Genomic DNA, 10438 nt, shown 5'->3' on the forward strand with positions numbered 1-10438 from the left:
TGGAAACACAAAGATGATTATTGGACGAGAATTGCCTGCGCCAGTTCAAGGTCGCTTGCATGAAGTTTTGGTTGGTTCCGGCGCAGGTAATCCAGTGCCGATTCCAGCCGCGCTCCACGCCATTGGCCGTCAGTGGCGATGAACGCGGCGGCGTCATCCTGAGCGGCCACTACTACTTTGCGGTCGAACGGTGCGGAGGTCACCTTGCTGGTGGCATACGCGCTCGCAACGGTGCTCTGGATGGTCAGGTCAAAGGCCGAAGCCAGTGGCGACCAGCCAGCGAAAAACACGACAGGGACAATTAACAGGCGGTATGAAAAAGCCATGGGACTCGACAACTGAAAACGAGCGCCAAGGCTAGCGCAATGCCCCGGCGAGAGCCAGCGCCGAGGCATTCAAGAGCAACTGGCGCTCGCTCATTTCAGGTGCGATCAGATAGCCAGGATGGCTTGAGCCAGCTGTGCGTCAGTCGCGGTATTCAGTTGTGGTGCTTGTTGGCGGATCTGGGCCAAGGCGCTTTCCAGCTTCACACCACGAATGGCTCCTTCGCTGGCGACAAAGCTGGCAGCGTCGTCTCGGGCGGCACGCACGACTTTGTTATCGCGAAGGGACGAAGTTGCATCGGAGGTGGCGTCTGAAGTGGCCTTCAATGCGCCGACGATGGAGTCGGTGGTCACTATAAAGCTGGAGGCATTGGCGTTTGCAGCCAGGACCAACAGGGCGGCGGCGCTGAGCAGGCGAAGACGGGACATGGGGTGACTCCTATAGATGAGCAATAAAGGTGGCGCAGAGACTCGCCGAATGTTGATTGGATATTAGGCCGAGGCTTATCAGTTCGGATAGGTTTTGTGCAGTTCTGAAAACTGTACCTATTACATTATTGATTGATGAAACTGTACCTGTTCCTCTAAATGCATGACTGGAAACGCACGCGCCTAAAACAACAAAGCCCGCCTCCGGTCTCCCGGGGCGGGCTTTGTTTTGACAAATCAGTGCTGGCAGTGGACCCGGTGGGTCAGGGCCAGCGAGCGCTAATTAGCGCCAGAACGGCTTGCTCAGCTCTTCGTAGCGTTGAGCTTCGCTGATACCGGCGTCAGCCAGCAGACGCGAATCCAGACGAGCCAGTTGGTGGCGGCTGGAGATGCGGCGCTGCCACAACATCAGGTTGGCCAGAACGCGCAAAGGCATGGAAGCCTGGGTGTTTACAGCTTTTTCTTCGAAGAACAGTTCGGAACTGAGTGTACGTTCCATGATGACATCCTTCCGCTTATGGCGGCATTAGGTAGTGGTTTAACTGATGCCAATGATCCTCCTCCGGCGCAAGACTCTCTAGATACAGTTCACCTGTATTGTGAGGGGCCAGTTAACTGTTTATAGGTGCTGTACGGTACGAAAATGGGGCAACTGTACTTGTCTGCACTTTAATGGTGCGAAATTGGTAGTTATGGGGATATATGTAAGATTTTTCTGTCGGAAAAGACCAGTACAGCAGTACAGTTTTATTAAGAAGTGACGATCAGGAAGCCGAGCTGATGAAGGTGTGTTTGCATCAGCCCGGATCTGTATCAATCAAGCCTTGAGCATATGCCCGGTTTCTTCCAGGTTAATGTGCCAACTCAGTGCTTCGCGCAGGATGTGTGGGGTGTGTCCGCCGATGGCGCAGGCCGCATTGAAGTAATTGTTCAGCGCGTCGCGGTACGCCGGGTGCACACAGTTGTCGATGATCACCCGTGCGCGCTCCCGTGGCGCCAGGCCGCGCAGGTCAGCGAGGCCGACTTCGGTGACAAGGATGTCGACATCATGCTCGGTATGGTCCACATGACTGACCATCGGCACCACGCTGGAAATCGCGCCACCCTTGGCAATTGACTTGGTTACGAAGATCGCCAAGTGCGCGTTACGCGCGAAATCGCCTGAGCCACCAATGCCGTTCATCATCCGCGTGCCGCAGACGTGGGTGGAGTTGACGTTGCCGTAGATGTCGAACTCCAGCGCCGTGTTGATGCCGATAATCCCCAGGCGACGGACCACTTCGGGGTGGTTGGAGATTTCCTGCGGGCGCAGCACCAGCTTGTCCTTGTAGTGCTCCAGATTGCCGAACACATCGGCGTTGCGCCGTTCCGACAGCGTGATCGAGCTGCCCGACGCGAAGCTCAGCTTGCCGGCGTCGATCAGGTCGAAAGTCGAGTCCTGCAGCACTTCGGAATACATCGTCAGGTCTTCGAACGGCGAATCGATCAATCCGCACATCACCGCGTTGGCGATGTTTCCGATACCCGCCTGCAGGGGGCCGAGCTTGTTGGTCATGCGACCGGCATCCACTTCCTGTTTGAGGAAGTGAATCAAGTGATTGGCGATCCCTTGGGTGTCACTGTCAGGAGGTGTAACAGTAGAAGCTGAGTCCGCCTGGTTGGTGATGACAATGGCGACAATCTTTTCCGGCGGGATGGGAATCGCGGTGCTGCCGATGCGGTCATCGACCTTTACCAGCGGGATCGGCGTGCGAGTCGGGCGGTAGGTTGGGATATAGATGTCGTGCAACCCTTCAAGATTCGGGTTGTGTGCCAGGTTGATCTCGATGATCACCTGCTTGGCGAAAATCGCGAAGCTGGCCGAGTTACCCACGGAGGTGGTGGGCACGATATGCCCTTGTTCGGTGATCGCCACGGCTTCGATCACAGCAATGTCTGGCAGCTTGAGCTGGTTGTTGCGCAGTTGCTCGACGGTTTCCGACAGATGCTGGTCGATAAACATTACTTCGCCGGCATTGATTGCCTTGCGCAGCGTGCTATCGACTTGAAACGGCATGCGTCGTGACAGCACGCCAGCTTCGGTCAGTTGCTTGTCCAGGTCATTACCCAGGCTGGCACCGGTCATTAGGGTGATTTTCAGCGGGGACGTCTTGGCGCGTTCGGCCAGGGCGTGGGGGACGGCCTTGGCTTCACCGGCTCGGGTGAAGCCACTCATGCCGACGGTCATGCCGTCCTCGATCAGTGCGGCGGCGTCTGCCGCGCTCATGACCTTGTTCAACAACGAAGGCAAGCGGATACGATCACGGTACATGAATTGTTATCTCAGGCTACGGAAGCAAGGTGGGCAGTGTAGTGATTTCAAAAAGTTTCGGCCCGCTACCATGGTCGAATGCCGAGTAGTGTTTTAGAGCCTTTGGTCGGGTTTCATGCGGTAATAAAAAACCCCAGCCTATCGCAGGCCGGGGTTTTGAGTATTGCGCTGAAGCAGTGTTACTCGACGGCTTTGACCATGTCTTCGATGACCTTCTTCGCGTCACCGAAGACCATCATGGTCTTGTCCAAGTAGAACAACTCGTTATCCAAACCGGCATAACCGCTGGCCATCGAGCGCTTGTTGACGATGATGGTTTTGGCCTTGAAGGCTTCCAGAATCGGCATCCCTGCAATTGGCGAGTTCGGATCGTTCTTCGCGGCCGGGTTGACCACGTCGTTTGCGCCCAGCACGAGGACTACGTCGGCCTGGCCGAATTCCGAGTTGATGTCTTCCATTTCGAACACTTGATCGTAAGGCACTTCCGCCTCGGCCAGCAGGACGTTCATATGCCCAGGCATGCGCCCCGCTACCGGGTGGATTGCGTACTTCACGGTCACGCCGCGGTGAGTCAGCTTCTCGGTCAGTTCCTTCAGCGCGTGTTGCGCACGTGCCACCGCTAAGCCGTAGCCTGGAACGATGATCACGGTGTCGGCGTTGGTCAGCAGGAAGGTTGCGTCGTCGGCCGAGCCGGACTTCACCGGGCGCGCTTCTTTCGAGCCTGCCGCAGCACCGGCATCCGGCGCATTGCCGAAACCGCCGAGCAGTACATTAAAGAAGGAACGGTTCATCGCCTTGCACATGATGTACGACAGGATCGCGCCGCTGGAGCCCACCAGGGAGCCGGCGATGATCAGCATCGAGTTGTTCAGCGAGAAACCGATACCCGCCGCTGCCCAGCCGGAGTAGCTGTTGAGCATCGACACGACGACCGGCATGTCGGCGCCGCCGATTGGGATGATGATCAGCACGCCCAGCACGAAGGCCAGGGCCAGCATCAGCGCGAAGGCGGTGAGGTTGCCGGTGAACATAAAGGCCAGGCCTAGGCCGAGGGTCAGCAGGCCCAGCACCAGGTTCAGTTTGTGCTGACCGCCGAACTGTACCGGTGCGCCCTGAAACAGGCGGAACTTGTACTTGCCCGACAGTTTGCCGAAGGCGATCACCGAACCCGAGAAGGTGATTGCACCGATAGCAGCGCCGAGGAACAGTTCCAGGCGGTTACCGGCAGGGATTGAATCGCCCAGGTGCTTAACGATGCCCAACGATTGCGGCTCAACCACTGCTGCGATAGCGATAAACACCGCAGCCAGGCCGATCATGCTGTGCATGAAGGCAACCAGCTCCGGCATCTTGGTCATCTCTACGCGCTTGGCCATGATCGAGCCGGCGGTACCACCGACCAACAGGCCGACGATTACGTAGCCGATACCGGCGGTGGCGAGCTCAGCGCCCAGCTTATAGATGAGGCCCACAGTGGTGAGCACCGCCAGCGCCATGCCAAGCATGCCGAACAGGTTGCCGCGTCGCGATGTGGTCGGGTGCGACAGGCCCTTAAGGGCCTGGATAAAGCAGATCGACGCGATCAGGTAGAGCGTCGTTACCAGATTCATACTCATTACTTCTGCACCTCTTCTTTCACAGCTTTGGGCGCTTTCTTCTTGAACATCTCAAGCATCCTACGAGTCACCAGGAAGCCGCCGAACACATTGACTGCCGCCAAAGCGACCGCCAGCGTGCCCATGGTCTTGCCCAATGGCGTCACTGTGAGGGCGGCGGCCAGCATGGCGCCGACGATCACAATCGCGGAAATGGCGTTGGTTACCGCCATCAATGGCGTGTGCAGCGCGGGGGTAACGTTCCAGACCACGTGGTAACCGACATAAATCGCCAGCACAAAGATGATCAGGTTGTAGATACCGGGGGAGATAAGCTCTTCCATCGTCTGAATCCCTGCTTAGGCGTTTTTGCGGATGACTTGGCCGTCGCGGCACATCAGGCACGCGGCGACGATGTCGTCTTCGAGGTTGAGTTCAAACTGCCCTTCCTTGTTGAAGACCAGCTTCAGGAAGTCCAGCAGGTTGCGCGCGTACAAGGCTGACGCGTCGGCGGCGACAGCACCGGCGAGATTGGTCGGGCCACAGATGATCACGCCGTTTTCCACGACGGTTTCGTCAGCCACGGTGAGCGGGCAGTTGCCACCTTGGGCGGCGGCGAGGTCGATGACCACCGAGCCAGGCTTCATCTGCGCGACGGTCTCGGCGCTGAGCAGTGTGGGTGCTTTACGCCCGGGAATCAGTGCGGTGGTGATGACGATATCGGCTTGCTTGGCGCGCTCGTGCACGGCCAGGGCCTGGCGCTGCATCCAACTGGTTGGCATCGGGCGTGCGTAACCACCGACGCCGACGGCGCATTCGCGTTCTTCGTCAGTCTCGTAGGGCACGTCGACGAACTTGGCGCCGAGGGATTCAATTTGCTCTTTGACGGCCGGGCGCACGTCAGACGCTTCGATCACTGCGCCCAGGCGTTTCGCCGTGGCAATCGCCTGCAGACCAGCAACACCGGCGCCGAGGATCAGCACGCGCGCGGCTTTGACGGTGCCGGCGGCGGTCATCAGCATCGGCATGAAGCGCGGATAGTGATGAGCAGCCAGCAGTACGGCTTTATAGCCCGCGATGTTGGCCTGAGACGACAACACGTCGAGGCTCTGTGCCCGTGAAGTGCGTGGCGCGGCTTCAAGAGCGAAAGCGGTGATGCCCTTCTCCGCCAGCTTGGCAATGGTTTCGTTGCTGAACGGATTGAGCATGCCCACCAACACGGTGCCGCTTTTGATCAGCGTAAGTTCGCTGTCGCTGGGCGCTACCACCTTGAGGATCAGCTCGGCGCCGAACGCATCGTTGGCACTGCCAATGGTTGCGCCTGCCGTTTCATAGGCACTGTCGACGACGCTGGCTTTCAGGCCAGCCCCGCTTTGTACAGTGACCTTATGGCCCTGGCCGATCAGCTTCTTGATGGTTTCCGGGGTGGCAGCCACCCGCGTTTCACCGGTCTGGGTTTCGAGAGGAACACCAATGTGCACGTCAAATCTCCTGCATGATCTTTTTGCTTTTGATCTTTTTGTAAAAAGGCCAGTGCACCGCGAGTGGCGCAACTGGGGCGGCCGATCAGCACGATCCCGCTGAAATGACAGCGGGGCGCGGCATTTTGCAGGCGAACTTTGCGGCCTTCAAGGGATTATGACGGGTGACGAAAAATTAACTACAAGTCACCCTGTGACTGATTGTCGCAACATGCTGAAATAACCTCTTTAAATACAGGTAATTAAAGGGCCCTAGGTGATTTTTTGGTGTTTGCCCATGATTGATGTGAATAGTCGGGCATTGGCCTGTTGGAGTCGCTGCAAGCCACTAAAATCATGGTGTTAAGCCCTATTTTTGATGGATAGATACAGTCTGTGAAAATGCGACATATACGTATATCTGTAGGATCAAAAATTAACTGACTACAAAGTCAGCATGAGGGCTTTGGCCTTTAATTGCTGGGGCTATAGCGCTGGGATTGGTCAATGAGCCAGTCCCGAAACGCCTGCAATGAGGCTGATTCGACTTTCCTGTCGGGAATCATCAGGTAATAAGCCTTGGTGCTTGTTAGCGCGTCAGGGTTGGCGATCACCAGTTGATGCTCGTCCAGTTCTCGCTGGATCAGGAACGGTGGGATCAGCGCAATGCCCATGTCGTGCATGGCTGCTTGGGACAGCATCGAGAATAGCTCGTAACGCGGGCCTGTCATGTCGCGCGGGACGTTCAACTGCTGAGCGTTGAACCATTGGCGCCAGGCATACGGGCGGGTGGTCTGCTGAAGCAGTGGCAGTTCCCCGATCTCCTGTGGCGTGAAACGCTTGCGGTCACCCAAAAGGCGCGGGCTGCACACGGGGACGGGATTTTCTCCCAGCAGCCGGTGGGACTCGGTGCCGGACCAATCAGCGTCGCCGAAGTAGATCGCCGCGTCGAAGTCGGTATCGGCGAACAGAAAGGGGCGTGTGCGGTTGGTCAGATTTACAGTCACCTCTGGGTGCTGCCCTTGAAAGTCCTTGAGGCGAGGGATCAGCCATTGGGTACCAAAGGTGGGTACTACGGCCAACTCGATAGTGTTGGCGCCCTGCTGGCCCATGACTGATAGGGTGTCGCGTTCCACGGCATCCAGCTGAGTTGCCACTCTGCGGCTGTAGGACAGACCTGCTTCCGTCAGCTTTACCCCACGCCGTGATCGCCGAAATAGCTCGACACTCAAAAACTCCTCAAGGCTGGCTATCTGCCGACAAATGGCACCCTGGGTAATGGAGAGCTCGTGCGCAGCCTTGGTAAAGCTCTCGTGGCGTGCGGCCGCTTCAAAACTGACGAGGGCGGTTGTGCTGGGTATTTTTCTGCGCATGTACCTTGTACTCACATATAAAGCGCGCTTGCGCAGTTTCTGAGTGTTACGGAGTGAGAAATTAGCACAAGGCTATGCGGAAACCTCGTTTGCTCTCCTCGCTCGCTCGGCCTAGGCTCCCCCCACGACATCTGATTTCTTTGCGAGGACTTATTCATGGCTGGCAAGGCAAGCTTTAACTGGATCGATCCGCTACTGCTGGATCAACAGCTCACCGAAGAAGAGCGCATGGTGCGTGACAGTGCTGAGCAATTTGCCCAGGACAAGCTGGCGCCCCGTGTTCTCGAAGCCTTCCGCAATGAAAAAACAGATCCGGCGATTTTCCGTGAAATGGGTGAAACCGGCTTGCTGGGGGCGATGATTCCTGAGCAGTACGGTGGCAGTGGCTTGAACTATGTCAGTTACGGGTTGATTGCGCGTGAAGTTGAGCGCGTCGACTCCGGTTACCGTTCCATGATGAGTGTGCAGTCGTCATTGGTAATGGTGCCTATCAATGAGTTCGGCACCGAAGCGCAAAAGCAGAAGTACTTGCCCAAGCTGGCCTCCGGCGAATGGATTGGCTGTTTTGGTTTGACCGAGCCTAACCACGGCTCTGATCCAGGCGCGATGATTACGCGTGCGCGCAAAGTGGACGGCGGCTACAGCCTTACGGGTGCCAAGATGTGGATCACCAATAGCCCGATTGCAGACGTGTTTGTGGTGTGGGGTAAGGATGACGCCGGTGATATCCGTGGTTTTGTCTTGGAGAAAGGCTGGAAGGGCCTGAGTGCGCCAGCGATTCACGGCAAGGTCGGCCTTCGCGCCTCTATTACTGGTGAGATCGTGATGGACAACGTGTTTGTGCCGGAAGAGAACATTTTCCCGGATGTGCGTGGCTTGAAAGGTCCTTTCACCTGCCTTAACTCGGCGCGCTATGGCATCTCCTGGGGGGCGTTGGGCGCTGCCGAGTTCTGCTGGCACACCGCTCGCCAGTACACGCTTGATCGTCAGCAGTTCGGTCGTCCATTGGCGGCTACCCAACTGATCCAGAAGAAACTGGCGGATATGCAGACCGAGATCACTCTGGCGCTGCAAGGTTGCTTGCGGCTGGGTCGTATGAAGGATGAGGGAACGGCTGCGGTTGAGATTACGTCGATCATGAAGCGCAACTCGTGCGGCAAGTCTTTGGATATCGCTCGTATGGCGCGTGACATGTTGGGTGGCAATGGGATTTCCGACGAGTTCGGGGTGGCGCGTCATTTGGTGAATCTTGAAGTGGTTAACACCTATGAGGGCACACATGACGTTCACGCCTTGATTCTGGGGCGCGCGCAAACCGGTCTTCAGGCGTTCTATTAATAGGAGAGCGGTATGGGCGCGCTTTCGCATCTGCGGGTACTGGATTTGTCGCGAGTGTTGGCGGGCCCTTGGTCCGGACAGATTCTTGCGGATCTTGGGGCTGAGGTGATCAAGGTCGAGCGTCCCGGTAACGGTGACGATACGCGTGCCTGGGGCCCGCCCTTCCTTAAGGATGCTTATGGCGAGAACACCAGTGAGGCGGCGTACTACCTATCCGCTAATCGTAATAAAGAGTCGGTGACTATCGATTTTACGCAACCGGAGGGTCAGCAATTGGTGCGGGACCTGGCGGCCAAGTCCGACATCCTGATCGAGAACTTCAAGGTCGGTGGCCTGGCGGCATATGGGCTGGACTATGAGTCACTCAAGGCCGTTAATCCGGAGTTGATCTATTGCTCCATCACTGGGTTTGGCCAGACCGGACCGTATGCCGGCCGTGCGGGCTACGACTTCATGATCCAGGGGCTGGGCGGGCTGATGAGTCTGACCGGTCGACCGGAGGGTGATGAGGGTGCGGGGCCGGTGAAGGTTGGGGTGGCGTTAACTGACATCCTTACTGGGCTCTACTCGACGGTGGCGATTCTTGCTGCGCTGGCGCATCGCGATCACGACGGTGGCGGTCAGCATATCGATATGGCATTGCTTGATGTGCAGGTGGCGTGTCTGGCTAATCAGGCGATGAATTACCTAACGACAGGGGTGTCCCCAAAGCGTCTGGGTAACGCTCATCCGAATATCGTGCCTTATCAGGACTTCCCTACAGCCGATGGTGATTTCATTCTGACGGTGGGAAATGACAGCCAGTTTCGCAAGTTCGCCGAAGTGGCTGGTCAGCCGCAGTGGGCGGATGATCCGCGCTTCTCTACTAATAAGGTACGAGTGGCTAACCGTGCAGAGCTGATTCCGTTGATTCGCCAGGCTACTGTCTTCAAAACGACGGCTGAGTGGGTGTCGCGGCTGGAGCGGGTGGGTGTGCCTTGTGGGCCGATCAATGATTTGGCGCAGGTGTTTGCTGATCCGCAGGTCAAGGCGCGTGGGTTGGCTATGCAGCTACCACATGCGCTGGCGGGGATGGTGCCTCAGGTTGCCAGCCCCATTCGGTTGTCCAAGACGCCTGTGGAGTACCGCAGTGCGCCTCCGCTGTTGGGTGAGCATACAGCTCAGGTACTACAGCGTGTGCTCGGGTTGGGGGCTGCGAATGTGGCTGCTTTAAGGGGGGCAGGTGTCATCTAGATGTTCTGTTCTATATATAAGGCGCTCGGTTGACCATTTTTTAATCAATCCTAACCAATTGATAGATATAGCAAATTAAAAGGTTGACGTGAGATTTTGGGAGCCTATAATTCGCCCCACTTCCGGCGCAGTCGAAACGGAAAACTTCTTGGTAAACAATGAGTTGCGCAGTTTTCGGCGGTAAGTTGCTTCAGTTCATCGAAGCCGAAAGGAAGTTGAAAAAGAGGTGTTGACAGCAGCGTGTAACGCTGTAGAATTCGCCTCCCGCTGATGAGAGATCAGAAGCGCAAGTGGTTGAAGTTGTTGAAGAAATCTTCGAAAGCTTCTGAAAATAATCACTTGACAGCAAATGAGGCTGCTGTAGAATGCGCGCCTC

Annotated in this window: 10 protein-coding genes and 1 pseudogene; 2 read left to right on the plus strand and 9 right to left on the minus strand. The window is 56.8% G+C overall.

All coding sequences use genetic code 11. The features are described 5' to 3' along the window. Positions 1-17: 17 nt before the first annotated feature. The 8 genes from AOA61_RS12460 to AOA61_RS12495 all read right to left on the minus strand — a co-directional run bounded on the left by AOA61_RS12460 (position 18) and on the right by AOA61_RS12495 (position 7491). The gene (locus AOA61_RS12460) at positions 18-326 is read right to left on the minus strand and encodes a DUF2388 domain-containing protein (protein WP_032885019.1); all 309 of its coding nucleotides are present in this window, start codon (positions 324-326) and stop codon (positions 18-20) included. A gap of 105 nt (positions 327-431) precedes the next feature. Next, complete coding sequence (locus AOA61_RS12465) at positions 432-752, minus strand: DUF2388 domain-containing protein (RefSeq protein ID WP_032885017.1); 321 nt, start codon at positions 750-752, stop codon at positions 432-434. 283 nt (positions 753-1035) lie between these two features. Further along, entirely contained in the window at positions 1036-1251 is a 216-nt protein-coding gene (locus AOA61_RS12470; protein WP_032885015.1) for a DUF1127 domain-containing protein, read from the minus strand. Positions 1252-1569: 318 nt separating this feature from the next. Beyond that, positions 1570-3063, minus strand: a complete 1494-nt coding sequence (locus tag AOA61_RS12475; protein WP_099601843.1) for an acetyl-CoA hydrolase/transferase family protein — start codon at positions 3061-3063, stop codon at positions 1570-1572. Between the two features lie 179 nt (positions 3064-3242). Continuing rightward, positions 3243-4679 (minus strand): NAD(P)(+) transhydrogenase (Re/Si-specific) subunit beta, encoded by a 1437-nt coding sequence (locus tag AOA61_RS12480; RefSeq protein WP_095185312.1) that lies wholly within the window; start codon positions 4677-4679, stop codon positions 3243-3245. Then, entirely contained in the window at positions 4679-5002 is a 324-nt protein-coding gene (locus tag AOA61_RS12485) for an NAD(P) transhydrogenase subunit alpha (protein ID WP_005783507.1), read from the minus strand. The genes AOA61_RS12480 and AOA61_RS12485 overlap by 1 nt, the downstream gene beginning before the upstream one ends. A 15-nt stretch (positions 5003-5017) precedes the next feature. Beyond that, positions 5018-6139, minus strand: a complete 1122-nt coding sequence (locus tag AOA61_RS12490; RefSeq protein ID WP_032885012.1) for a Re/Si-specific NAD(P)(+) transhydrogenase subunit alpha — start codon at positions 6137-6139, stop codon at positions 5018-5020. A 452-nt stretch (positions 6140-6591) separates the two neighbouring features. Then, positions 6592-7491 (minus strand): LysR family transcriptional regulator, encoded by a 900-nt coding sequence (locus AOA61_RS12495; protein WP_164444904.1) that lies wholly within the window; start codon positions 7489-7491, stop codon positions 6592-6594. A gap of 156 nt (positions 7492-7647) precedes the next feature. Between AOA61_RS12495 and AOA61_RS12500 the strand changes: the two genes are divergently transcribed. Both AOA61_RS12500 and AOA61_RS12505 read left to right on the plus strand, forming a co-directional pair. Continuing rightward, on the plus strand, positions 7648-8829 hold the full coding sequence (locus AOA61_RS12500; RefSeq protein ID WP_099601845.1) for an acyl-CoA dehydrogenase: 1182 nt from the start codon (positions 7648-7650) through the stop codon (positions 8827-8829). 12 nt (positions 8830-8841) lie between these two features. Further along, positions 8842-10062 (plus strand): CaiB/BaiF CoA-transferase family protein, encoded by a 1221-nt coding sequence (locus AOA61_RS12505; RefSeq protein WP_032885010.1) that lies wholly within the window; start codon positions 8842-8844, stop codon positions 10060-10062. Between the two features lie 190 nt (positions 10063-10252). On the opposite strand, the pseudogene AOA61_RS31815 reads toward AOA61_RS12505, so the two are convergent. Then, positions 10253-10438, minus strand: a pseudogene (locus AOA61_RS31815) (hypothetical protein); the annotation flags it as partial.

This window comes from Pseudomonas sp. 2995-1, from assembly GCF_002742505.1.
In the GTDB taxonomy this organism is placed as follows: domain Bacteria; phylum Pseudomonadota; class Gammaproteobacteria; order Pseudomonadales; family Pseudomonadaceae; genus Aquipseudomonas; species Aquipseudomonas sivasensis.

Bases quoted from the DNA above. Each gene is read 5' to 3' on its own strand.
- AOA61_RS12460 (WP_032885019.1), bottom strand. From the start codon at position 326: ATGGCTTTTTCATACCGCCTGTTAATTGTCCCTGTCGTGTTTTTCGCT.
- AOA61_RS12465 (WP_032885017.1), bottom strand. From the start codon at position 752: ATGTCCCGTCTTCGCCTGCTCAGCGCCGCCGCCCTGTTGGTCCTGGCT.
- AOA61_RS12470 (WP_032885015.1), bottom strand. From the start codon at position 1,251: ATGGAACGTACACTCAGTTCCGAACTGTTCTTCGAAGAAAAAGCTGTA.
- AOA61_RS12475 (WP_099601843.1), bottom strand. From the start codon at position 3,063: ATGTACCGTGATCGTATCCGCTTGCCTTCGTTGTTGAACAAGGTCATG.
- AOA61_RS12480 (WP_095185312.1), bottom strand. From the start codon at position 4,679: ATGAGTATGAATCTGGTAACGACGCTCTACCTGATCGCGTCGATCTGC.
- AOA61_RS12485 (WP_005783507.1), bottom strand. From the start codon at position 5,002: ATGGAAGAGCTTATCTCCCCCGGTATCTACAACCTGATCATCTTTGTG.
- AOA61_RS12495 (WP_164444904.1), bottom strand. From the start codon at position 7,491: ATGCGCAGAAAAATACCCAGCACAACCGCCCTCGTCAGTTTTGAAGCG.
- AOA61_RS12500 (WP_099601845.1), top strand. From the start codon at position 7,648: ATGGCTGGCAAGGCAAGCTTTAACTGGATCGATCCGCTACTGCTGGAT.
- AOA61_RS12505 (WP_032885010.1), top strand. From the start codon at position 8,842: ATGGGCGCGCTTTCGCATCTGCGGGTACTGGATTTGTCGCGAGTGTTG.